This window comes from Streptomyces sp. NPDC059874 (assembly GCF_042731135.1).
Classification (GTDB): Bacteria; Actinomycetota; Actinomycetes; order Streptomycetales; family Streptomycetaceae; genus Streptomyces.
This window is the reverse complement of sequence record NZ_JBHWJY010000037.1, coordinates 36,924-58,240: the sequence shown is the minus strand read 5'-3', so window position 1 is coordinate 58,240 and position 21,317 is coordinate 36,924. Positions and strand designations below refer to the sequence as shown.

At 71.3% G+C, this 21,317-nt stretch carries 22 protein-coding genes; 9 read left to right on the top strand and 13 right to left on the bottom strand.

Going from position 1 to position 21,317, the window contains the following annotated elements; translation table 11 throughout:
* Positions 1-28 precede the first annotated feature (28 nt).
* From ACFV9H_RS21870 to ACFV9H_RS21855, 4 genes are read right to left on the bottom strand one after another with little or no spacing between them, the layout of a single operon-like run.
* Entirely contained in the window at positions 29-1,534 is a 1,506-nt protein-coding gene (locus tag ACFV9H_RS21870; RefSeq protein ID WP_385400680.1) for an O-antigen ligase family protein, read from the bottom strand.
* A complete protein-coding gene (locus ACFV9H_RS21865; RefSeq protein ID WP_385400678.1) occupies positions 1,534-3,051 on the bottom strand; it encodes an exopolysaccharide biosynthesis polyprenyl glycosylphosphotransferase in 1,518 nt (505 codons plus the stop codon). Before ACFV9H_RS21865 ends, ACFV9H_RS21870 begins: the two co-directional genes overlap by 1 nt.
* A complete protein-coding gene (locus ACFV9H_RS21860; RefSeq protein WP_385400676.1) occupies positions 3,048-4,235 on the bottom strand; it encodes a glycosyltransferase in 1,188 nt (395 codons plus the stop codon). Before ACFV9H_RS21860 ends, ACFV9H_RS21865 begins: the two co-directional genes overlap by 4 nt.
* 17 nt (positions 4,236-4,252) lie before the next feature.
* Positions 4,253-5,335, bottom strand: coding sequence for a DUF3344 domain-containing protein (locus tag ACFV9H_RS21855; RefSeq protein ID WP_385400673.1), 1,083 nt, complete (start codon positions 5,333-5,335; stop codon positions 4,253-4,255).
* A gap of 176 nt (positions 5,336-5,511) precedes the next feature.
* Here ACFV9H_RS21855 and ACFV9H_RS21850 point away from each other — a divergent pair, with 176 nt between their 5' ends.
* The 5 genes from ACFV9H_RS21850 to ACFV9H_RS21830 all read left to right on the top strand — a co-directional run bounded on the left by ACFV9H_RS21850 (position 5,512) and on the right by ACFV9H_RS21830 (position 8,696).
* Positions 5,512-5,766 carry a chaplin gene (locus ACFV9H_RS21850; RefSeq protein ID WP_385400670.1) on the top strand — a complete coding sequence of 85 codons (255 nt, stop codon included), beginning with the start codon at positions 5,512-5,514 and terminating at the stop codon, positions 5,764-5,766.
* Between the two features lie 118 nt (positions 5,767-5,884).
* Positions 5,885-6,295, top strand: a complete 411-nt coding sequence (locus tag ACFV9H_RS21845) for a rodlin (RefSeq protein ID WP_329384344.1) — start codon at positions 5,885-5,887, stop codon at positions 6,293-6,295.
* A gap of 229 nt (positions 6,296-6,524) precedes the next feature.
* A complete protein-coding gene (locus ACFV9H_RS21840; RefSeq protein WP_385400667.1) occupies positions 6,525-6,758 on the top strand; it encodes a chaplin in 234 nt (77 codons plus the stop codon).
* Positions 6,759-6,877: 119 nt separating this feature from the next.
* The gene (locus ACFV9H_RS21835) at positions 6,878-8,152 is read left to right on the top strand and encodes a chaplin (RefSeq protein ID WP_385400665.1); all 1,275 of its coding nucleotides are present in this window, start codon (positions 6,878-6,880) and stop codon (positions 8,150-8,152) included.
* A 193-nt stretch (positions 8,153-8,345) separates the two neighbouring features.
* Positions 8,346-8,696 carry a hypothetical protein gene (locus ACFV9H_RS21830; protein WP_385400663.1) on the top strand — a complete coding sequence of 117 codons (351 nt, stop codon included), beginning with the start codon at positions 8,346-8,348 and terminating at the stop codon, positions 8,694-8,696.
* 77 nt (positions 8,697-8,773) lie between these two features.
* Here the strand turns inward: ACFV9H_RS21830 and ACFV9H_RS21825 are convergent, their stop codons facing one another.
* Entirely contained in the window at positions 8,774-9,013 is a 240-nt protein-coding gene (locus ACFV9H_RS21825; protein ID WP_385400661.1) for a chaplin, read from the bottom strand.
* Positions 9,014-9,170: 157 nt separating this feature from the next.
* Entirely contained in the window at positions 9,171-9,668 is a 498-nt protein-coding gene (locus tag ACFV9H_RS21820; RefSeq protein WP_385400659.1) for a hypothetical protein, read from the bottom strand.
* Positions 9,669-9,938: 270 nt separating this feature from the next.
* Here ACFV9H_RS21820 and ACFV9H_RS21815 point away from each other — a divergent pair, with 270 nt between their 5' ends.
* Positions 9,939-10,349 carry a rodlin gene (locus ACFV9H_RS21815; protein ID WP_385400657.1) on the top strand — a complete coding sequence of 137 codons (411 nt, stop codon included), beginning with the start codon at positions 9,939-9,941 and terminating at the stop codon, positions 10,347-10,349.
* A gap of 111 nt (positions 10,350-10,460) precedes the next feature.
* Here the strand turns inward: ACFV9H_RS21815 and ACFV9H_RS21810 are convergent, their stop codons facing one another.
* Positions 10,461-11,120: a vitamin K epoxide reductase family protein gene (locus ACFV9H_RS21810; RefSeq protein WP_385400655.1), complete on the bottom strand. Its 660-nt coding sequence runs from the start codon at positions 11,118-11,120 to the stop codon at positions 10,461-10,463.
* Between the two features lie 183 nt (positions 11,121-11,303).
* Between ACFV9H_RS21810 and ACFV9H_RS21805 the strand changes: the two genes are divergently transcribed.
* Positions 11,304-12,065: a DUF6227 family protein gene (locus ACFV9H_RS21805; protein WP_385400653.1), complete on the top strand. Its 762-nt coding sequence runs from the start codon at positions 11,304-11,306 to the stop codon at positions 12,063-12,065.
* Between the two features lie 72 nt (positions 12,066-12,137).
* On the opposite strand, the gene ACFV9H_RS21800 is transcribed toward ACFV9H_RS21805, so the two are convergent.
* Together ACFV9H_RS21800 and ACFV9H_RS21795 are read right to left on the bottom strand one after the other, a co-directional pair.
* Positions 12,138-12,323, bottom strand: a complete 186-nt coding sequence (locus tag ACFV9H_RS21800) for a hypothetical protein (protein ID WP_385400651.1) — start codon at positions 12,321-12,323, stop codon at positions 12,138-12,140.
* A gap of 13 nt (positions 12,324-12,336) precedes the next feature.
* Positions 12,337-13,395, bottom strand: coding sequence for a glycosyltransferase family 2 protein (locus ACFV9H_RS21795; RefSeq protein WP_385400650.1), 1,059 nt, complete (start codon positions 13,393-13,395; stop codon positions 12,337-12,339).
* 491 nt (positions 13,396-13,886) lie between these two features.
* Here ACFV9H_RS21795 and ACFV9H_RS21790 point away from each other — a divergent pair, with 491 nt between their 5' ends.
* Positions 13,887-15,317, top strand: coding sequence for a cellulose binding domain-containing protein (locus tag ACFV9H_RS21790; RefSeq protein ID WP_385400648.1), 1,431 nt, complete (start codon positions 13,887-13,889; stop codon positions 15,315-15,317).
* Positions 15,318-15,320: 3 nt separating this feature from the next.
* Here ACFV9H_RS21790 and pfkB read toward each other — a convergent pair whose 3' ends face one another.
* The 3 genes from pfkB to ACFV9H_RS21775 all read right to left on the bottom strand — a co-directional run bounded on the left by pfkB (position 15,321) and on the right by ACFV9H_RS21775 (position 18,766).
* Positions 15,321-16,277, bottom strand: a complete 957-nt coding sequence (pfkB, locus tag ACFV9H_RS21785) for a 1-phosphofructokinase (RefSeq protein WP_385400646.1) — start codon at positions 16,275-16,277, stop codon at positions 15,321-15,323.
* Positions 16,274-17,035 (bottom strand): DeoR/GlpR family DNA-binding transcription regulator, encoded by a 762-nt coding sequence (locus ACFV9H_RS21780; protein ID WP_385400643.1) that lies wholly within the window; start codon positions 17,033-17,035, stop codon positions 16,274-16,276. Before ACFV9H_RS21780 ends, pfkB begins: the two co-directional genes overlap by 4 nt.
* A gap of 135 nt (positions 17,036-17,170) precedes the next feature.
* Positions 17,171-18,766: an MFS transporter gene (locus ACFV9H_RS21775; protein WP_385400641.1), complete on the bottom strand. Its 1,596-nt coding sequence runs from the start codon at positions 18,764-18,766 to the stop codon at positions 17,171-17,173.
* 63 nt (positions 18,767-18,829) lie between these two features.
* On the opposite strand from ACFV9H_RS21775, the gene ACFV9H_RS21770 reads away from it, so the two are divergent.
* Positions 18,830-19,783: a helix-turn-helix transcriptional regulator gene (locus tag ACFV9H_RS21770; protein ID WP_385400638.1), complete on the top strand. Its 954-nt coding sequence runs from the start codon at positions 18,830-18,832 to the stop codon at positions 19,781-19,783.
* A 270-nt stretch (positions 19,784-20,053) separates the two neighbouring features.
* Here the strand turns inward: ACFV9H_RS21770 and ACFV9H_RS21765 are convergent, their stop codons facing one another.
* The gene (locus tag ACFV9H_RS21765) at positions 20,054-21,040 is read right to left on the bottom strand and encodes an RNA polymerase sigma factor RpoD/SigA (RefSeq protein ID WP_385400635.1); all 987 of its coding nucleotides are present in this window, start codon (positions 21,038-21,040) and stop codon (positions 20,054-20,056) included.
* Between the last annotated feature and the right edge of the window lie 277 nt (positions 21,041-21,317).

Below are 21,317 nucleotides of genomic sequence, written 5' to 3'. Positions count from 1 at the left end.
GAGGCGGGCCGCCAAGGCGTGGTGTCCGTCACCGGCCGTCCGCACCCGGAACGGCGCGCCGGCCGGCCGGCCGGCCGCTGCGCCCGCCCGCGGCAGCCACCGCACCGCCGCGCCGGCGGCCTCCCGAACCCGCGGCCCCGACGGAGGCGGAGGCGGAACCCGCCGCGATGGCCGCGCCCGGCGGACCGGCAACCGCCGGGGAGGGAAGGGCCCACCAGGCGGCCAGTCCGATGATCACGCCGGTCAGGACCGTGGAAGGCCCGCCGATGTCCGCGTACAGGAAGTCGGTCAGCTGCCACACGAGCAGTCCGACGGCGATCAACCCGCAGTCCCGCGTGCCCGCGCCGGAGGCGAGCCGGCCGGAGGCGAACCGACCGGAGGCGAGCCGGCCGAGCCCCGCCACCAGCAGGACCGCCCAGCCGCCCGCCAGCGCCGTCAGGCCGATCAGCCCCTGCTCGCTCAGGACCAGCAGGTACATGTTGTGCGGGGAGAGCAGCGGCTGGCGGACGTAGCCCTGGCCCGCGCCCGCGGTGTCGCTGCCGGAGGACAGCCCCAGCGAGGAGTGCCCGTCCCGGTTGGCCGGGAAGCCCTTCAGCCCGACCCCGACCGCCGGCCGGTCGCGCCACATCGACTCCGCCGCGGCCCACATCGTGTAGCGGTCGGTCACCGACTGGTCGGGCGCGCTGGACACCTGGGTGATCGAGGTCAGCCGCTCGGCGACCATCTCGGAGCCGACCCCGAGCCCGCCCACCAGGACCACCCCGACCGCGCACAGCGCGACCAGCACCTTCAGCGCCCGCCGGATCCCGGCCAGGGTCATGACCAGCAGCGCCGCCCCGAGGGTGGCGATCCACGCGCCCCGGCTGAACGACAGCACCAACGGCACCACCAGCACCGGCGCGCAGCCCGCGGCGATCCTCCGGACCCGCCGTGGCGCTCCCGGCGCCAGCGCCAGCGCGATCGCCACGATCAACCCGTACGCCACCACCGTGGCCATGCCCATGACGTCACCGGGACCGAAGGTCCCCACGGCCCGGATGTCCTCGCCCTGGTACGAGGCCCCCGTGTGGGTCGCGTACTGCACGACCCCCATCGCGCCCTGCACCAGCGCCAGCACCACGAAGCACCCGGCGGCCAGCCGGAACTCCCCCGCGTCGCGCACCAGCAGCACCACCGCGCCCGGGACCAGGACGAAGACCTGCAGGTAGCGCACGAAGCCCGGCAGCGCCGCGTACGGGTCCCCCGCGGTCATCGTCGCCACCGCGAGCCCGACCCCCGGCGCCCCGAGCACGAGCACCCCCAACGGGCTCAATTCCCGCACCCGGCCGCGCAGCGCCTGCACGGCGCACACGAACACGAGCAGCAGCGAGGCCGCGTCCGCCGGGCCGACCTTCCCGGAGGCGGTCGCGTCTCCCGCCGGGAGCGGGGCCAGGAGGAACAGCACGGTCGCCGCGAGCGGCAGCAGCGGCCAGTGCCGCCGCAGCAGGCCCGGCACGTCGGGACTCGAACCGTCGAGGGATACCGCAAGGCTCATCAGCTGCCCCCCAGCCTGAAGCGGAAGAAGGAGGCCGCGGTGCGGGCGAGGATCCACAGGTCCTGCCACAGCGACCAGGTGTCGATGTAGTGGTTGTCGAAGCGGGCCCGGTCCTCGATGGAGGTGTCCCCGCGCAGGCCGTTGATCTGGGCCAGGCCGGTGATGCCGACGGGCATCCGGTGCCGGGCCTCGTAGCCGGGGTGGACGGTGGAGAACTTGGCGACGAAGAACGGCCGTTCGGGACGCGGTCCGACCAGGCTCATGTCACCTCGTACGACGTTCCACAGCTGCGGCAGCTCGTCCAGCGAGGACTTGCGCAGGAAGGAGCCGACCGCACTCATCCTGCGGTCCCCCGCGACCGTCCACCGGGTGGCGGCCTCGTGCTCGTCGGCGCGCAGCGTACGGAACTTCAGCAGGGTGAAGGGCCGCCCGTACAGGCCGACGCGCTCCTGCCGGAAGATCACCCCCGGCCCGTCCCCGATCCGTACGGCGAGCGCGCACGCGGCCATCACGGGCGCGGCGGCGATCAGCGCGACCAGCGCGAGCACGGCGTCGAGGCCCCGCTTCACCCAGCGCTCCAACGGCCGTGCCGGGCGCGGCAGCAGCGGCTGCACGGCGTATCCCCACAGCTGGTCGGCGGGGCACGCCACCCGCATGCCGGTGACCTTGGCGGTGCCGGCCGGGTCGGCGAGCCAGAGCCGGCAGCCGTGGTCGTGGAACAGCCGGACCAGCGAGGCGGTGCGCGCGTCGGCCTCCGGCGGGAGGGTGAACACCGCGTGCCGGACGGAGTTCTGGATGACCGCGCGCCGGACGTCCTCGTGGGTCGCGAGCAGCGGCAGGGCGCCGCCCTCCCCCTCCTCGCCCCCCGCGGTGTCGGCGACCCCGACCGGGCGCAGCCCGAACTCGGGGCGGCCGTGCAGGGCGGCGGCCACCGCGCCCGCACCGGCGCCGGGCCCCACGACGAGGGCGGAGGCGGGCCTGCGTACGGCCGTGCGGCGCCGACACTGGTTGACGAACCCGCGTCCCGCGCACGTCAGTACGACCTGAAGGCACACGGCGGCCAGCAGCACGCTCCAGCCCAGGGCCCGGCCCGGGTCGACGGCGGCGACGACCGCCGCGGCCGTACACCACAGGACGGCGGACCGCCCGGCCAGCGCGGGCAGTTCGAGGAGCGCGGAAGGGGCGAGCCGCGGCCGGTAAAGCCCGGCCTGCGCGTGCAGGACGGTGAGCAGCAGGGCCGCAGGGGCGGCCGCCTCGACGGGCAGGGCCGGTACGGGCAGGGCCGTCACGGTCAGTACGGCGGCCAGCGCGTCGGCGGTGAGCAGCGGGAGCACCAGCCCGCGGCGGCGGATCCGCTGCGGGCGCACGGCGGTCCGGGCCCGGTCGGCCTTGGGTCCGCGCGGGGGGTGGATGGCGGGCGCGGCACGGCGTGCCGCTGTGTTCGGCGCAGGCGCCAAGGCGGGCCCCGTGCCGCCCTGCCCGGTGTGCCGCCGGGCGGGTGCGCTGTCCATCGTCATCGGCTGATGCGCTCCTGGTTCAAGGGCCGGGGCCGGCCCAGCAGTTCGTGGTACAGACCGGTGACCGCGTCCGTGGTCCGCCGCACGTCGAAGTCGGTCCGGGCGTGCTGCCGGGCCTGCTCGCCGAGTTCGGCGAGCAGCCCCGGTTCGGCGAGCAGCCCTCCCAGGGCCTTGGCCAGCGCCGTCGGGTCCTCCGGCGGTACCAGGCACAGGCGTCCCTGGCCGGGCGGCAGGCTTTCGCGGGCACCGCTGACGTCGGAGACCAGGACCGGGCGGCCGCAGGCCATGGCTTCGAGCGGGGCGAGCGCCATGCCTTCCCACCGCGACGGCAGTACAACGAGATCGGCGGCCCGAAGCCACGGTCGGATGTCCGCGGCGGCTCCCGCGAAGAGCACCCCGGGCGGTGCCGTGCGGCGCAGCCGTTCGGTGTCGGGGCCGTCGCCGACGAGCGCGAGGCGGGCTCCGGGGACGGTGCCCAGCAGCTCCGGCCAGGCGCGCAGCAGCACGTCCTGCCCCTTCTGCCGGCAGAGCCGGCCCACGCAGACGGCGAGGGGCCCCTCACCCCGGAAGGCGGCGGGCAGCGGCAGTTCGGCACGCGCCATGGCCTTGTCGTGGTCGGGGTCCGGCGCGGCGGGGCGGAAGTGGTCCAGGTCGACGCCGTTGCGGATCACCGACCAGTGGGCGGTGATGCCCTCGGTCTCGCCCGCGCGGCGTTCCGACTCGCTGACGCAGAGCACCCGGTCGGCCCAGCGGGCCCCGTACCTCTCCCAGCGCAGCGCGAGGGCGGCGGTGGCCCCGCCCACGGCGTCGAAGGACCAGGCGTGGGGCTGGAAGACGGTGGGCACGGCGCCGCGCGCGGCGAGCCGCCCGGCCAGTCCCGCCTTGGCGCTGTGGGCGTGCAGCAGGTCGGGCCGGACGTGACGCAGCAGCCGTCGGGCCCCGAGGAGTTCGGCGGGCAGCCCGGGGCCGGGGGCCCGGCCGGCGCGCCAGGTGAGCACCTCGGCCCCGGCGTCCCGGGCGGCGTCGGCGAGGACGCCGCCGCGCGGGCAGCCGACGACGGTGCGCAGGCCTTCGGCGGTCTGGGCGCGGACGAGGTCGATGACGACCCTGGCCACACCGCCGTCGACGGGCTGGACGAGGTGGAGGACGGTCGTGGGCCGTGCGGCCCGCGGCTGTGTGGGCACGTGGAGTGCTCCTACGTTCAGCGGCGCGCGTCTGTCTGAACGAAGAGCACACCGAGGAAATGACCCTGACTTTCGCCCGTGAACCTGAAGTTGAGGCTGCGGGCGCCACCGGACAGGGCGGGACTCAGGTCGAACACGTCCGCGTCATATCCGAGATTGTTAATATGTTCGGGCTGTCGCACGAACGAGTGGTCTCCGAATTCCGCGACCGTGGAATTCATAACATCATTAAAAGGATTTTCTGCATCGCCGATGACCACCCGGCGCCCACTGTCGGACGTCACGGTGAGTGAATCCCCGAGGACCCCGCGGTCCCCGTCGTAGCCGACCAGCCCGACCTTCCCCGCGGCCCCGGGCGGCGCGTCCAAGCCCTCGACCTCGACGATCCCGTCGCCGGCTCGGGCGGCCAGCACCTCGAAGCCGTCCCACAGCGAGATCCGGCGCACCGGCTCCTTGGGGTGCTCGTAGGCGACGACCAGCGTCCAGCCGCCCCAGGCCCCCACCTCGGAGTGACCCATGGCGACGTTCAACTGGGAGACCGTCCACATCCCGGCCCCGCCCTTGCGCACCAGCGGGGTCACGTCGGCGGAGGCCTGGTAGGCATCGCTGCCGGCGTCCGTGCGGTGGCCGATCACCGTGTCGGCGAGGACCTCCTTGTAGGCACCGCCCGGCTCGGCGACCAGCACGCGCCCGTTGTCCTGCGGCGGCTTCTGCTCGCCCACGCGCAGGTTCCCGCCCCAGTAGAGCCGGGCGTACGAGACCTTCGCGCCCTGCGGGACCTTGAGCTCGGCCCGGGTGGAGTTGTAGGTGTCCGGGTCCACGTCGACCTCGCTGTAGAACATCTCGAAGTCGCCGTTGACCCCCGCCGCACCCCGCTTGACCTCGGCACACGGCTCGGCCTCCGGGGACTGCTCCTTGCGGCAGCCGATGGCGGAGTTGGACGCCCGGACCAGCCCGCCGTGCTGCACGGCCTGGTAACGCTCGGTGAAGGTGACCCGGGGAAGTTCTTTCGGAGCAGGGGCACTCGAAGCGGGTGACGCGGAAAGTGTGAGGCAGGACAGCAGGCCAAGCGTGCCGAGGATTCTGCGTGAGGAACCCATGGACCCCTGTCTCCATTTTCGATCAACGGGACAAAACAGGAGTGCACTTTGTCAGAAATCGGGCTGGAAATCACGTCGGACTCGCTCGTACGGCCTTTTGGGCGATGATGCGCACCCTCCGGACCGACGGGTCGTTATGGGTTGCACCATTGTTCGAACCGAAAGGAATTACGGAGATGAAGAAGAGGCTGGTGCGCGGCACCACCATGGCCGTCGCGAGCGCCGCCATGCTGATGGGCGGCGCGGGCCTCGCCTCCGCGCACGGCGGGGACGGCGCGACGGCAAGCGGCTTCGCGGGCGAGTCCCCCGGCGTTCTGAGCGGCAACCTGGGCCAGGTGCCGGTACACATCCCGGTGAACGCCTGCGGCAACACCGTGAACGTGATCGGCCTGCTGAACCCGGCGTTCGGCAACACCTGCGTGAACGTCTGACCGTCAACCGTGCCGCCCGAAACGGCTGCATCCGGGTGAAGCCACGCAACCCAAACCAGGGCCTGGCCGTTGATCCGAGTGCTCCACTACCGGGCAATCCTGCAAAAAAGGGACGACAATGATCAAGAAGATGATGGCCTCGGCCGCGGTTGCCGCCTCGGTCGTGGGCATGGGTGCGGCCATGGCGCCGCAGGCGATGGCGGTCGGCAACGACAACGGCATCAACACCGTGAACGGCAACGGCGCCTCGCAGATCTACGGCAACCAGGCCACCTACGGCAACATGAGCCCGCAGATGGCCCTGATCCAGGGCTCCTTCAACAAGCCCTGCATCGCCCTGCCCGCGAAGGCCAACGTGCAGTCCGTGCTGGCCCTCGTCAACGTCGGCGTCCAGGACATCCCGGTCCTGTCCAGCCCGCAGAACCAGCAGTGCACCGAGAACTCCACCCAGGCCAAGGGTGACGAGGCCCTCTCACACATCCTCAGCAACATCCCGGTGCTCTCCGGCAACGCCTCCGCCGGCAGCTGACCGAGCCCCGTGCCTGCGAGGCCGTCGCACCTTCGGGTCGCGACGGCCTCGCCGCGTGTAGGTCCCGAAAACATCTCCGTAAATCCACCGGCGGACCGGAAGCAGAATTCGAGCAGGGCATCGGAGTGAATTACCGAGCCGTAGCCGAAAATGTGGGGTTTCTTTTGCCCCGGCCGCTCGTTGTTAATTCTGCAGTGGATACGCCCCTGCGGGAAGGAATCGAAAAAAAATGACGTACAAGAAGGCAGTGGTGCTGGCCGCCGGCGCTCTGATGGCCGCCGGTGCCGCCTCCCCCGCCATGGCCGACTCGGTCGCCGACGGCAAGGCCGTGGGCTCCCCCGGCGTCCTCTCCGGCAACCTGCTCCAGGTTCCGGTGCACGTCCCGGTCAACGTCTGCGGCAACACCGTCAACGTGATCGCGCTGCTGAACCCCGCGTTCGGCAACACCTGCGTCAACGCCTGACGAAGCTCTGTGCCCGCAAGGGCAACCTCCTCGGAGTGGCCTCGGAGTGCACGGCGGTGCACTCCGAGGCCACCTTCGATTCAGCACCGGCACCACCGCCGGTAGACAGGGAAGGACCCATGCGACAGGTACTGAGCCGACAGGTACTGGGCAAGGGGATGCTCACGGCGGCAGCCGCGTCGAGTCTGCTCTCGATCGCCACCGGCGCGGCCTACGCACATCCCGGAGCGACGGCCGAGGCCTCGCATTCGCCGGGTGTGCTGGCCGGCAACAGCGTCTCGGTACCGATCACCTTCGCGCCGAACGTGTGCGGCAACAGCGTGGACGCCGGGGCGGGACTCAACCCCGCGATGGGCAACACGTGCGCCACCACGACGGGCGGGCACGCCGATGACGACCACGACTACTCGCGCTACCTCAGCCCCGAGAACGCGGAGGCCCTGGAGCGCTACCTCGACGAGCGCGAGGCGCGGCGCCGGGTGCCGGAGCAGCGCCACGAATCCCGGCACGACCAGCGGGCGCAGCCCGTTGAGCAGGTCAAGCCGGTCCAGCACGTCCAGCGGGACCAGCCGGTCCAGCGGGACCAGGGCGGCTACGGCGACTCCCACGAGGAGCAGCATCAGCAGCAGGGTGAGGAGGAGTGCGACGACCACCCCCGGCCCGAGGCGGAGCGCCCGGCCCCCGCACCCCACCCGGCTCCCCCCGCTCCCCCGCGGCCAAAGCCCCAGCCACAGCCCGAGAAGGAGCAGCCGCTCCCCGCCCCGGTCGAGGAGGAGGCCCCCAAGCCGCTCCCCGCACCGGCTCCGCAGGCGCCCGTCGAAGAGGCCCCCGCGCCACTGCCGGCCCCCGCCCCGGTCCCGGTCCCCGAGGCCCCCGTCGAGGAAGCCCCCGCGCCGCTGCCGGCCCCGGCCCCCGCCCCGGCTCCCGAGGCCCCCGTCGAGGAAGCCCCCGCGCCGCTCCCCGCACCGATGCCCGTACCGGCCCCGGTCGAGGAGGCTCCGCAGCCGCTCCCCGCCCCGGCTCCGCAGGCGCCCGCACCGACGCCCGACGGCAACGGTGGCCCCGACGAGGAGGAGTGCGACGAGGAGCACCCGGCGCCCGAGGCGGAGGAGACCCCCGCGCCCCGACCGCCGCGCGGGAGCCAGCCCGTGGAGCGCCCGACCGACCAGCCGCCGGCCGCCCCCGCGGGTGACACCCCCGTCCACCTGCCCCCGGCCCCGACTCCCGCGCCGGCTCCGCAGGCCCCGGCGCCCGCGCCCGTTCCCGTACCGGCGCACGTGACGGCGCCCGTGTTGGCCGAGACCGGCGCGGGTCAGCCCGCGGCCGCGGCGGCCCTCGCGTCCGCCCTGATCCTGGGCGGCGCCATTCTGTACCGGCGGTCGCGAATCGCCTGACCGGGAATACCGGTAATCGGAAGAAATATCGGCCGGAGGATCCCTCGTCGGATTCTCCGGCCGCTGTCATGACCACACTCTGCGCCGCGCCCCTCCGCGTTTCCGTACCGGCGGGCGATCGTTACCCATGGCGAAAGCGGCGCGACGGTCGCCGCTGACGCCTCTGTCCACGAAAAGAAGAGGATTTCGAATAATGAAGCTCTCGAAGGTCGCCGCTGTCGTCGTCGGCTCCGCAGCCGCCCTCGGCGCCTCCGCCCCCGCCTTCGCCGCCGATGCCCCGGCCGCCGCCATGCCCCCCATGAGCGTGACCAGCGGGGCGACGGAGGTGCTGAACGCCGTCAACCCCGTCACCGAGGCCCTCCCGCAGACCGCCGGCAACGCGCTGGCCGAGCAGGGCGACGCCATCAACAAGGTCGTGGGCACGGCCCAGAAGGTCAACAAGGTCCGCAACGACGTGCCCGGCACGGTCCTCGGCCTCGCGAACGGTGCCACCCAGGCGTCGCCGATGCTCGGCGGCGTCCAGCTCAACGGCGGCCAGGGCTGAGCCGCCCGGACAAGACTGTGGGCGCCACCGGCGAGGCCGGGGCGCCCACAGTCCGTTGAGCCGTCGAACCGCTGACGTCAGCTGTTGACGCAGATGTTGCCGAACGCCGGGTTCAGAGCGCCGATGACGTTCACGGAGTTGCCGCAGACGTTGATCGGAACGTGGACCGGAACCTGTCCCAGGTTGCCCGAGAGCACACCGGGGGAACCCGCGGCCACGCCGTCGGCCGACGAGTCGGCCGCGGCAGAGCCGGCGGCGCCGGCCGCAGCGAGACCGGCGGTGGCCAGGACCATGGCGGCCTTCTTGGCAGAGTTCATGGGAAGTGCACCTTCTGTTCGATGTACTGCCCCGATCCCGGGGCTCACATCGAGCGAAACGTCCCGGCTTCCCGGACGACACGGCCCCGCGCGGGATCAGACCTGTTCAGCTCAACGGCCTTCGTCGCACGCAGGGTTCCGGGCCGTCCGCTCCGCCCTACTGCAGGTCGGGGATCCCCGGGAGGTCGGGGATCTCGGGGATCTCGGGGATCTCGGGGATGTCCGGGGTCTCGGGGGCGAGTTCCGCCGGAGGCGTGAGCGGGACCGCCGGCTGGGCCGGGACGACCCCGTCGAGCGGCGGCAGCTCCACCGGTAGCTTGGGGATGAGGTCGGACAGGTCGGGGAGTTCGATCTCCGGGAGCTTCGGCAGCTCGATCGACGGCAGTGTCACCCCGCCGGGCAGCAGGCCCCCGACCGATTTGAGGAGATCCGCAAGGGTCTTGGTCAGGCCGGCGAGGAGGTCGTCGATCGGGCCGGCCGCGGCCCGTCCCTCCACTTTCTCGATCTGCCGCTGGGCTGCCGCCGCTCGCTGGTCGAGCGCGGCGGCGCCCTCACCGTCCGCGGCGCCCGCGGGGGCTGCCGCGCCGGTCAGTATGACGACGGCGAGGGCCGACGGGACGATCATGCGGGCGCGGGACGGCTTGGTGCGGTGCATGGGTGTTCCTTCTGGTGGTGGCATACAAACGGACCAGAGCGATCCGCTTCCTTACTCACCGTGCGAACACCTCGCACGGAGCGCAACCGGATCTTGAACCGGTGCAGGGTGCGTACGGGCTTCGCGCACGCGTCCGCAGAAGGCTCACCCCCTCCGGGGAAAACCCCGCGGCACGCGGGCCGTTTGAGTGAAGCACCGGAACCAACCCCCCGGCGGGGCAGTTGACCAGGGCGCTCCATCAGCGGGCACTCGTGCGACAAAAGGATCAAGATGTTCAAGAAGTTCATGACCGCCGCCGCGGTCTCCGCCGTCGCGGTCGGCGCGGGCGCCGCTGCCGCAGCCCCGGCCATGGCCATCGGCAACGACAACGGGGTCAACACCGTCAACGGCAACGGTGCCCAGCAGATCTACGGCAACCAGAAGACCCACGGCGAGCAGAGCCCGCAGCTCGGCCTGGTCCAGGGCACCCTGAACAAGCCCTGCATCGGCCTGCCCGCCAAGGTCAACGCCGAGTCGCTGATCGCCCTGGTCAACGTCGGTGTCCAGGACATCAACGTCCTGTCCAACCCGCAGAACCAGCAGTGCACCGAGAACTCCACCCAGGCCAAGGGCGACGAGCCGCTCTCCCACATCCTGGACAACATCCCGGTCCTCTCGGGCAACGGCTCCGTCGGCAGCTGATCTCCTCCCCCCAAACTCCGTCCGGGGGGACCCCCACCCGCGTCGAGCGACGAGGGCCCCGGCAGCGTCCGGCTGCCGGGGCCCTCGCGCGCCCCGCCCCATGTGGGGCCGTCACCCCGTCCAGAAGTCCCACCACCGGGTGAGGACCAGCATCCCGATCACCCCGGTGTGCAGGGCGGGCGGAGCCCAGCCGAACTCGCCGAAGAAGCCGCGCACCGGGCCGGGGGCGGGGAGGGTTCCCGTACGGACGTTGTGCGCGGTGACCGCCCAGAACATCAGCAGGGTCGCGAGCCAGGCCAGACAGCACCACAGGCAGAGCGCGTTGATCTCGTAGAGCGACTGGGCCATCAACCAGGAGCAGAACCCGACGCCGAAGAGCGTGCCCGCGTTCAGGCCGAGCCAGAACCAGCCGCGGTAGCGGGCACCGGCCAGCAGGCCCGCGGCGACGCACACCACGACGGCGTACGAGACCAGCCCGAGCATGGGGTTGGGGAAGCCGAACACCTGCGCCTGCTCGCTCTGCATCACACTGCCGCAGGAGACCACCGGGTTGAGGCTGCAGGCCGGCTTGAAGTCCGGGTCCTCCAACAGGAGGAACTTGTCGAGGGTGATCACCCAGGAGGCGAGGAGTCCGGCCGCACCGGTGATGGCCAGCAGCCAGGCCAAGCCCTTCGGAGCGGCCGCCGCGGCCTCCGGTTCGCCCTCGTGTCGACTGCCCGGCCGTCCCTGCTGACGCGGGACATCCACTGTATTCGTTGCCATGTGGCCCATAGTCCCGCGCTGTCCCACAGATCAGGCCTAACCATGCGCATCCGTACGCAAGTTGACCTGAAGGGGTGGCGGGAACCACGGATGGTTCCCGGACGTTTTACCGAACCCCGGACGTTATGTCAGAGCCAGGGGCTACGTTGAGCTTCCGCGAAGTGACTAGCTGCGACGGCCTGGAGACCCACCTTGAGCGATCCGTACGAGACAACCGAGGCGCACCTCGACCGACTCCTCGGCCGCACCCTCAACTCCTTCGACCTGCCTGACCGGTTGGTCGAGCGGCTCGGCGCCGCGCTCGCCCACAGCTCTTCGCTGTACACCACCCACCACAGCCCGGCGACGGGGCTGTGGCGGGAGACCCACCGGCACACCTACCTGTTGGCGGACGGCGGTTCGGTCTCCCTGTGGGAGCTGACGTACCGACTGGGCGAGGGCGACCGCACGGTCCGGCACGAGGTCTTCGCGAGCAAGGCGGAGATCTGCCTGGCCGTGGCCCGGTTGTTCGGCGCGGTCCCGGCCGACGCGGCGCTGGAGCCGGGCGACGACGATCCGGAGAACGACGTGGCCGTGCTGAGCGCGCTGTTCGCGGCCTCGGCGCCGGCGCAGCGGCACCGGGAGTACGCGGTCGAGGAGTCCGCCGACCACGCCCGGCGGGTCCTGCGCCGCGCGGAGAACGCGGACCGGCCCGGCGAGCCGGTGGCGGCGCTGCTGCGGTCCGCCTACGCGCACCACATCACGCAGGCCTTCGGCTCCCGGCACTGCCGCTTCGACGGGCGGGACGCGGGCTTCAGCCTGTACGAGCACGCCTTCGTACTGCTGGACGGTACGGAGCTCAGCCTGTGGGAGGTCGAGCACACGGCGACGCCGGACGGGCGGCACATGTGCGAGGTGTACGACAGCGAGGCGGCCGCGCGCGGAGCGATGGAGCTCCGCGCGCAAGTGCGGTGACGCTGCGGACAGGCGTACGGCCCGCCGGAGAACCGGCGGGCCGTCACGGAAGGTCCGAGCGATCAGAGGCGGCTACTCGCCGGCGACCCGGTAGTCGTTCCGGCGCCGCCTGACGGACGCCGCGTAGGTGACCAGCGACACGACGATGATCCCGATGCTGAGGACGAAGAGCACCAGGGAGATGTCCTCCACCTTGGTCAGCGCGAAGGCGATGCCCGCGAGCACCACGCAGACCCCCAAGCCCTTGAGGGAATTCATTGCTCTCCTTGGTTCACTTCCACGCGGAAACGCGGGTCACGTACGACTTGATGAGAGATGACACGAGCCAATAGGTCCGTACCACGGTGTAGACCAGCTCCGGAAGCAGCGAGGCTTCGACGAGCATCGCCTTCCAGCCGAGATTGCGTACCCGGAGCGCGGGATAGACGATCCAGAAGCCGACGAGCACCAGGAAGACCGGCTGGGTGGAGAAGCCGTGCTTCGCGGCCAGCCAGAGTTGTGACGTTCCCCATCCCAGGACGTAGGCGGATCCGAGGAGCGCCAGGATCATCGTGCAGATGGAGTGCCATGTGAACTTCGTCCAGCCGCGGGCACGCAGGGTGTCCACAGTGCCCCGGCTCCACCGCTCGCGCTGCTGGACGAGTTCGCGCAGGGTGGGCATGAGGTCGGTGTACGCGATGCAGAGCTGGTTGGCCGTCACCTTCCAGCCGGACTCCTTGAGCGCCAGGGTGGTCTCGTAATCCTCGACCAGGTTGGCGTGGTCCTCCCAGAAGACCTCGCCCCGCCAGTCGAGCAGGCTCTGCAGGGCCTCCGACCGGTAGAAGGAGCCGGCCCCGGACATGGTGTGGACGTCCTTGCGGTACCGGGAGTTGGCGGCCCGGCCGTACTCGATGATCTGCATGCCGAGGAGGTAGCGCTGCCAGGGGTTGCGCCACAGGCCGGTGCGGCCGAGGCAGGCGGCGCTGACACCGCCGAGCTCGGGGTCGGAGGCGATGACGTTGCGGGCCCGCTCGATGAACTTCGGGTGCAGCTCGGTGTCGGCGTCCATGACCAGGACGTGTCGTATCGCGCTGGTCAACCGCCCGCCGAGGGCCTCCCGGAGCCAGTCCAGGCCGTAGTTGAGGGCGCCCGCCTTCTTGTGCGGGTTGTCGGGGAGGTCCAGGACGACCGTCGGAGGCGTGCGCTCGTCGTCCGCGAACTGCTGCGCGAAGTCGTAGGTGCGGTCGGTCGAATTGTTGACGACCACGATGATGAGGTCGGGGCGCCGGGTTTGGGCGGCCAGCGACTCGAGTGACGTGAGGACGCCGACTTCCTCGTTGCGCGCGGGCACGAGAATGACGGTGTCGTAGAGCGTCTCATCGCCCGCGGCGTCCGGAGCTCCACGGCCTCTGCGGTGCCTACTGCGCGACGCATTCGCCGTTTGGGCGTGCCCGCCGCGCGCGCGGCGGGCACGCCGGCGCTCGATGGTGCCTGACAAGGCCTTCTCCCCCGGTAACGTCCAAACATGCAAAACCGGCAGCTCATGCCGAGTTTTGTAATCCCCCGCAAAGACGTTACCGCACGCACTTTCGTGGCCAACGGCCCAGTTCACGCCACTCGGTAAATGCAAAGCCGCATTCCGGTGAACAGCACGCCGATTTGGATGGCAAAACGTGACAACTGCGGCATTCCGATATCACCGAATCGGGCCGGGAGTGATCCAGAACACTTCCCCGCATCTCGAATGTTGATGGTTACGATGGCGCGGAATGCGCTCACCCAGGGATCCGAGGTGAAGCGGATTCATTCCCTCCCGTTTCCGCGCCCCAATAAGGAGCTTCCGTGAGCCGTGCCCGCCGCAACTCTCGACGTCGCGGAGGGACTGCACTGAAACTGACGGTTCTTCTTGTCGTGCTCATTGCAGGCGCCGGTGCCGTGGCGCTCTATCCCAAATTCCGCTCTACGGAATCCGCGCCCACGGGACTCGCGGTCCGCTATAAGACCGAGGGTCCTGCCACGGGCGCAGTTGCCAAGCCGTGGCTGGAAGTTGTGAACAATTCCAAGGAGACCGTGGCCCTCGACAAGGTGACTCTGCGGTACTACTTCAGCGCGGATGACGCTTCCGCTTACGGGTCCAATTGCGTGCGGTCGGACATCGGCTGCACCAACCTCACCACGAGGATCGCCGGTGTGGCCGCTCCGGATTCCACCACGAGCCACTACGTCCAGATCGGCTTCGCGGCCGGGGCCGGCAGCCTGGAGCCCGGAAAGAGCAGCAAGGGGATCGCGCTCCAACTCTTCCGGCTCGACCACAAGGAGCTGAACCAGGCGAACGACCGCTCCTTCAAGGCCAAGACCACCAAGTTCACCTGGTCGAAGCAGGTGACCGCGTACGTCGGTGGCACGCTCGCCTGGGGCGAGGAGCCGGCCGGCGCCGCCCCCGCCCCGGGTCAGGAGGCACCCGCATCGGCGGCGGCCGCGCCGCCGGCCGGGGTCATGTTCGACTCGTTCCGCTACAGCGGGCACGACGACCCGGCGCTCGTCAACAACGGCTGGAAGGTCCGCAGCGGCGAGGGCGGCCCGGGCATCGCGGACACCTGGTCGGCCCCGAACGTCAGCTTCCCGGCCGAGGCCACCGCCCAGGGTGGCCAGTCGATGCTGCTCCAGTCGAGCACCGACGGCACCAAGGAGGGCACCAGGCAGGCCGAGCTGCAGAGCACCAAGCCCCAGTACTTCACAGGAACGCTCGCCGCCCGGGTCTACCTCACCGACAAGCCCGTGAGCGGCCCGAACGGCGACCACGTCGTCGAGACGTTCTTCGCGATCTCGCCCGCGGAATCCTCGCCCCAGTACAGCGAACTCGACTTCGAGTACACGCCGAACGGTGGATGGGGTGCGCCGGGCCCCCGGCTCGACACGACGAGCTGGCTCGACGCCAAGAAGGGGGACCGGGTCACCAAGGCGCACAAGCAGAGCGTCCAGGGCTGGCACACCGTGGTGATCACCGCCATGGACAACAAGGTCACCTACAACCTGGACGGGCGGGTGATCTTCACCAGCGACAAGAAGTACTTCCCGCGTGAGCCCATGGGCATCCACTTCAGCAACTGGTTCATCGACCTTCCCCTGAAGGGTGCGCGCACCTGGGACATGCGGGTCAACTGGGCCTACTTCCAGGCAGACAAGGCCGTCTCCCCGGCGGACGTGCAGAAGGCCGTGGACGGTTTCTACGCCAACGGCATCAACTACGTGAACACCATGCCCACATCCTGACCGTCAGAGCGTGGCCGGTTCGGACAGGGGGAGGTCCAGGGGCAGGTCCCGGGTGACACGGACCGCGTCGCGGTTCAGGTCTGCGGGGGTCGGCATGGCGCTGCCGGGGAGTCGGACCGCGGCCGCGCCGTGGGCCAGGGCCGAGGCGAGGGCTGCCGGGCCGGTGCCTCCGGCGACGAGGAAGCCGGCCAGGGAGGCGTCGCCCGCGCCGACGTTGCTGCGGACCCGGTCCGCGGGGACCCGAGCGGTGCCGTAGTACGTGTCCTCCTCTGCGACCAGCAGCTGGCCGTCGGCGCCCAGAGAGGCGAGGACCGCTCCCGCGCCCCGGGCCCGGAGCTCCCGTGCCGCCACGGCCACGTCGCCCAGGGTGGACAGCGGGCGGCCCACCGCGGCTGCCAGTTCGGAGGCGTTCGGCTTGATGACGTCCGGCCGGGCCGGGAGCACCGCGAGCAGGGCCGGGCCCGAGGTGTCCAGGGCGATGCGGGCGCCCGCCTCGTGGGCTCGGGCGACCAGGTCGGCGTACCACCGGGGGGCGAGGCCGCGCGGAAGGCTGCCGCAGCAGGCGATCCAGGAGGCGCCGCCGGAGCAGCCGCGGACCGTCTCCAGGAGGAGGGCGGATTCCGTCGGGGAGAGCTCCGGGCCGGACGCGTTGATCTTGGTGAGGGTGCCGTCCGGTTCGACGAGGGAGATGTTCGAGCGGGTCTGGCCGGCGATGGAGACCACCGTGACGTCCACGCCCTGGGCGCCCAGGAGTTCGGCGAGCCGGGTGCCTGGGGCGCCGCCGAGCGGGAGGACCGCCGTCGTACGGACGCCCGCGGCGGCCACCGCGCGGGAGACGTTGACGCCCTTGCCCCCGGGGTCGACCCGGTCGCCGGTGGCGCGCAGTACGTCGCCGCGGCCGAGCGAGGGGACCTCGTACGTCCAATCGAGGGACGGGTTGGGCGTGACGGTGAGGATCATGCGAGCACGACTTCCGTACCGGCGGCCTCGATCGCCGCCTCGTGGGCGGGGTCGAGCCCCGTGTCCGTGATGAGCAGGTCTACGTCCGCGAAGGAGCCGAAGCGCGCGAAGTGCTCCTGTCCGGCCTTCGAGGAGTCCGCGAGGAGGACGACGCGGCGGGCGGCGGCCATCGCGGCGCGCTTGACGGCGGCCTCGGCGAGGTCGGGGGTGGTCAGGCCGCCCTCGGCCGTGAAGCCGTTCGTCGCGAGGAAGAGGACGTCGGCGCGGATCTCGGCGTACGCGCGCAGCGCCCACGCGTCGACGGCGGCGCGGGTGCGGTGGCGTACGCGGCCGCCGACGAGGTGCAGGTCGATGCCGGCGTGATCGGCGAGCCGGGCGGCGACGGGCAGGGCGTGGGTGACCACCGTGAGGGCCGTCTCGACCGGGATGGCGGCCGCGAGGCGGGCGACGGTGCTTCCCGCGTCGAGGACGACGCTGCCGCCGTCGGGGAGTTCGGCCAGGGCGGCGGCGGCGATGCGGTCCTTCTCGTCCGCGGCGGTCGCCTCACGCTCGGCGAGGTCCGGCTCGAAGTCGAGACGGCCGGCCGGGATGGCCCCACCGTGCACGCGCCGGACCAGGCCGGCCCGGTCGAGGGCCGTGAGGTCGCGGCGTACGGTCTCGGCGGTGACCTGGAACCGGTCGGCGAGGGAGAGCACGTCGACCCGGCCCGCCTCGCGGGCGAGGCGGAGGATCTCCTGCCGGCGCTCCGGTGCGTACATGTGGGTTTACATCCGTTCGATGCCCGATTCTGTGGCTTTCCCTACGGTACGCCTGGTTTCGGGCGTGAACAAAAGGAAACGGACATGCCCGCCGACAAGAACGGGGGCATGTCCGTGCACCGAGCGCGAAGGACCCTAGGGGGCCGGGACCTTCTCTGCGGCAGGCGCGGCGGGCTCGGGCGACCCGGTGGGGCCGGCGTACTCCGAGCCGCCCTCGCGCTGCTCCATCGGGATCGGCTTGCGCGGCAGCATGAACATCACCGCGAAGATCACGAGCAGGACGGCCGCGACCCACCACAGCGCGCCGCGGAAGGCCTCGACGTACGGCGGGCCGAAGACCATGTCGTCCTCGATCATCCCGAAGAAGACGACGGAGGTCAGGGCGAGGCCCAGGGCGTTGCCCATCTGGCCGGTGGTGTTGATCAGGCCGGAGGCGGAGCCGGCGTGCTCGCGCGGCACCTCGGACAGCGTCGTGTCGTTGAGCGGAGCCACGATCAGGCCCATGCCGATGCCCATGAGGACCAGCGGGGCCGCCATCTGCCAGGCGGCGATCTCCATGCCGTAGTGCTCGGACTCCCAGATGTAGAGGAGCAGACCCGCGGCCATGATCAGCGCACCGGCCTGGAGCACCTTGCGGCCGAAGCGCGGCACCAGCTTGCCGACCGAAATGCCCGCGGCGGCCGAGACGGCGAGGGAGAAGGGGATGCCGGTGGCGCCTGCGCGCAGGGCGCTCCAACCGAGGCCCATCTGCATGTACAGCGTCCAGACCAGGAAGAAGATGCCGGTCGCGAGGCCGAAGGTGAGCTGGACGACGATACCGCCGGCGAAGCTCTTGACCTTGAAGAGGGAGAGCTCGACGAGCGGGGAGCCATCCTTCTTGATCTTGTACTTCTCGTACGCGACGAACGCGGCGAAGACCAGCGGCGACGCGATCATGCAGACGAAGCCCCACAGCGGCCAGTCGTTCTCACGGCCCTGGGTGAGCGGGTAGATCAGCATGACCAGGGCGGAGGTCGCGAGGACGACACCGACGAGGTCGAGGCGCAGGGCCTTGGGTGCCTTGGACTCGCTGATGAACACACGGCCCAGGATCACGGCCGCGATGCCGACCGGCAGGTTGATCAGGAAGATCGGGCGCCATTCGAGACCGAAGAAGTTCCCGTCGCTGAGCAGTGCGCCGAGCATCGGGCCCGAGACGGCGCCGAGGCCCACGATCGCGCCGAACATGCCGAAGACCTTGCCGCGCTCGTGCGGCGGGAAGGTGACGTGGATGATCGCCAGGACCTGCGGGACCATCATGGCCGCCATGCCGCCCTGGAAGATGCGGGAGGCGACGAGCATGCCCGGGTTGGCGGCGATTCCGCAGAGCAGCGAGGCGACGGTGAAGCCGGTGATGCCGATGAGGAAGACGCGCTTGCGGCCGTAGATGTCACCGAGACGGCCGCCGGTGATCAGGCCGGCGGCGAAGGCGAGGGCGTAGCCGGCGGTGATCCACTGGATCGCGCTGGTGGAGGCGCCGAGGTGCTGGCGCATGCTGGGGATGGCTATGTTGACGATCGTGACGTCGACCAGGTCCATGAAGGTCGCGGTCATCACGATGGCGAGCGCCAGCCAGCGGCGGCGGTCTACGGACGAGCCGTTCGTGGTTGCGGGGGCCGTTGTCTCGTTCCGCTCTTCTTGTGCGGGCCCGTTCGATCTCTCGGGCGATGTCTTGGACGTCTCGGTGCTCATGGAGAGAAACCTAGACGGGATCTAGGTCGGATTGTGTCCGCTTTCGCCGGCAATCTGGATCGCATGACCGATACTCCGGCACGGCTGCTGTCCCTGCTGTCCCTCCTCCAGACCCCGCGCGAATGGCCCGGGAGCGAACTGGCGCAGCGGCTCGGTGTGAGCGCCCGGACCATCCGGCGGGACATCGACCGGCTGCGGGAGCTGGGCTACCCGGTGGAGGCCACGCTGGGCGTGGACGGCGGGTACCGGCTGGTGGCGGGGGCCGCGATGCCGCCATTGCTCCTCGACGACGAGGAGGCCGTGGCGATCGCGGTGGGGCTGCGGGCGGGGGCCGGGCACGCGATCGACGGGATCGAGGAGGCCTCCGTACGCGCCCTGGCGAAGCTGGAGCAGGTGCTGCCGTCGCGGCTGCGGCACCGGGTGGGCGCGCTGCAGTCCGCGACGACCGCGCTGACGCGGGGAGACGGGGCGAGCGTGGACCCGCGGACGCTGACCACGATGGCGGCGGCGGTGGCGGGGCCGGAGCGGCTGCGGTTCGCGTACCGGGCGGCGGACGGGGCGGAGTCGCGGCGGCTGGTGGAGCCGTACCGGCTCGTGAGCACGGGGAGCCGGTGGTACCTGGTGGCGTACGACCTGGAGCGCGAGGACTGGCGTACCTTCCGGGTGGACCGGGTGCGGGAGCCGTTCGCGACGGGTGCGCGGTTCGCGGCGCGGCCGCTGCCGATGGACGCGGAGGAGTTCGTCCGGCGGGGCCTGCGGGGCGGGGAGACGTACGCGGTGGAGGCCGCCTTCGCGGCGGGCGCGGAGCAGCTGCCGCCGTGGCTCCGGGCCGTTGCCCTCCCTGGCGGGGGGCCGGAGACGGTGGTCCGCTTCGAGAGCGGGGACGCGCCGGAGTGGCTGGCGGCGCGGCTGGCGCTGGTGGGCGTGCCGTTTGCTGTGCGGGAGCCGGCGGCGCTGCGGGCGGCGGCCGGTGCGTTGGCCGCGCGGCTTTCCCTTGCAGGGGGCGCGGCAGGGTGAGGCCCCTGGCTCCGCCCGAGCCACTGGTGCGGCGCCGTTGTCGGGGGCTCCGCCCCCGAACCCCCGCGCCTCAAACGCCGGCGAGGCTGGAATTGCCCTTCGGGCAACCCAGCCTCGCCAGGGGGACGGCATCAGCCAAATCCGACCCGCGCCAGCGTTTGAGGCGCGGGGTCCGGGGCGGAGCCCCGGCAGCGGAGCCGCAGCGTATGCGGGAGCCCCGGCGCCTGGGGGGGATAGGTACCGGGGCTCGTCTCGGGTGGGCCGGCCGCGCTAGGCCACGGCGTCGAAGCCCGTGTCGCGGGCCATCCGCTTCAGTTCCAGCAGCGCGTGCTTCTCGATCTGGCGGATCCGCTCCCGGGTCAGGCCGTGCTGCTTCCCGACCTCCGTCAGCGTCCGCTCGCGGCCGTCCTCGATTCCGTACCGCATCTTGATGATGGACGCGGTGCGCTGGTCGAGCTTGCCGAGCAGGTCCTCCAGCTCCTCGCTGCGCAGCAGGGAGAGCACCGACTGCTCGGGGGAGATCGCGGAGGTGTCCTCCAGGAGGTCGCCGAACTGCGTCTCGCCCTGGTCGTCCACCGACATGTTCAGGCTGACCGGGTCACGCGCCCAGTCCAGGACGTCGCCCACGCGCTTCTCCGTCGTGTCCAGCTCGGCGGCGATCTCGGCGTGCTCCGGGTCGCGGCCGTTTTCGCGGTTGAACTCGCGCTGGACGCGGCGGATCCGGCCGAGTTCCTCGACCAGGTGGACGGGGAGGCGGATGGTGCGGGACTGGTCCGCGATGGAGCGCGTGATCGCCTGGCGGATCCACCACGTGGCGTACGTGGAGAACTTGAAGCCCTTGGCGTAGTCGAACTTCTCGACCGCGCGGACCAGGCCGGCGTTGCCCTCCTGGATGAGGTCGAGGAGCGGCAGGCCGCTGCGCGGATAGCGGCGGGCGACGGCCACGACGAGGCGCAGGTTGGAACGGATGAAGATTTCCTTGGCACGCTCGCCCTCGGCGGCCAGTGCTTCCAGCTCCTCGCGTGCGGGAGCGTCGGGGGCGTTGCCCTCTCGGTCTGCCTCGCCGTCGAGGATCTGCTGGGCGTACACGCCCGCCTCGATGATCTGCGAGAGCTCCACTTCCTTGGCGGCGTCGAGCAGCGGGGTGCGCGCGATCTCGTCCAGGTACATGCCGACCAGGTCGCGGTCTGCGATCTCCCCGCCCACAGCGCGTGCGCTGCTCGTGGACTGACGACGGGCGACGGCGCGGGTTGCCATGCGTGCTCCCTTGCGATGAGTTCGGTCGCGGTGCGGCTGCCGGACGGCCACCGTGGTGCGGTGGGGCGCCCTCGGACACTCTCCCGAGTGCCCGCTTTCGAAGGAAACAACGACTGGAATCGGGACAGAATTCCCACGTCGCTCCCTCTTTTTCGAGATCTTGCAGTATCCTGCCCCGCCGCCGACGGGGACCGGATGCTGCCGGACTTCGAGGAGGTGCAGGTCAGGCCCGGAACGGCGGCCGATCCGGCACCGCTCACGGGCGCGCCCGATCACT

Excerpts from the sequence above, each read along its gene's own strand:
- ACFV9H_RS21865 (WP_385400678.1), bottom strand. The coding sequence starts at position 3,051 with ATGACGATGGACAGCGCACCCGCCCGGCGGCACACCGGGCAGGGCGGC.
- ACFV9H_RS21855 (WP_385400673.1), bottom strand. The coding sequence starts at position 5,335 with ATGGGTTCCTCACGCAGAATCCTCGGCACGCTTGGCCTGCTGTCCTGC.
- pfkB (WP_385400646.1), bottom strand. The coding sequence starts at position 16,277 with ATGATCCTCACCGTCACGCCCAACCCGTCCCTCGATTGGACGTACGAG.
- ACFV9H_RS21870 (WP_385400680.1), bottom strand. The coding sequence starts at position 1,534 with ATGAGCCTTGCGGTATCCCTCGACGGTTCGAGTCCCGACGTGCCGGGC.
- ACFV9H_RS21780 (WP_385400643.1), bottom strand. The coding sequence starts at position 17,035 with ATGTACGCACCGGAGCGCCGGCAGGAGATCCTCCGCCTCGCCCGCGAG.
- ACFV9H_RS21770 (WP_385400638.1), top strand. The coding sequence starts at position 18,830 with ATGACCGATACTCCGGCACGGCTGCTGTCCCTGCTGTCCCTCCTCCAG.
- ACFV9H_RS21840 (WP_385400667.1), top strand. The coding sequence starts at position 6,525 with ATGACGTACAAGAAGGCAGTGGTGCTGGCCGCCGGCGCTCTGATGGCC.
- ACFV9H_RS21850 (WP_385400670.1), top strand. The coding sequence starts at position 5,512 with ATGAAGAAGAGGCTGGTGCGCGGCACCACCATGGCCGTCGCGAGCGCC.
- ACFV9H_RS21765 (WP_385400635.1), bottom strand. The coding sequence starts at position 21,040 with ATGGCAACCCGCGCCGTCGCCCGTCGTCAGTCCACGAGCAGCGCACGC.
- ACFV9H_RS21815 (WP_385400657.1), top strand. The coding sequence starts at position 9,939 with ATGTTCAAGAAGTTCATGACCGCCGCCGCGGTCTCCGCCGTCGCGGTC.
- ACFV9H_RS21830 (WP_385400663.1), top strand. The coding sequence starts at position 8,346 with ATGAAGCTCTCGAAGGTCGCCGCTGTCGTCGTCGGCTCCGCAGCCGCC.
- ACFV9H_RS21800 (WP_385400651.1), bottom strand. The coding sequence starts at position 12,323 with ATGAATTCCCTCAAGGGCTTGGGGGTCTGCGTGGTGCTCGCGGGCATC.
- ACFV9H_RS21835 (WP_385400665.1), top strand. The coding sequence starts at position 6,878 with ATGCGACAGGTACTGAGCCGACAGGTACTGGGCAAGGGGATGCTCACG.
- ACFV9H_RS21825 (WP_385400661.1), bottom strand. The coding sequence starts at position 9,013 with ATGAACTCTGCCAAGAAGGCCGCCATGGTCCTGGCCACCGCCGGTCTC.
- ACFV9H_RS21820 (WP_385400659.1), bottom strand. The coding sequence starts at position 9,668 with ATGCACCGCACCAAGCCGTCCCGCGCCCGCATGATCGTCCCGTCGGCC.
- ACFV9H_RS21775 (WP_385400641.1), bottom strand. The coding sequence starts at position 18,766 with ATGAGCACCGAGACGTCCAAGACATCGCCCGAGAGATCGAACGGGCCC.
- ACFV9H_RS21810 (WP_385400655.1), bottom strand. The coding sequence starts at position 11,120 with ATGGGCCACATGGCAACGAATACAGTGGATGTCCCGCGTCAGCAGGGA.
- ACFV9H_RS21845 (WP_329384344.1), top strand. The coding sequence starts at position 5,885 with ATGATCAAGAAGATGATGGCCTCGGCCGCGGTTGCCGCCTCGGTCGTG.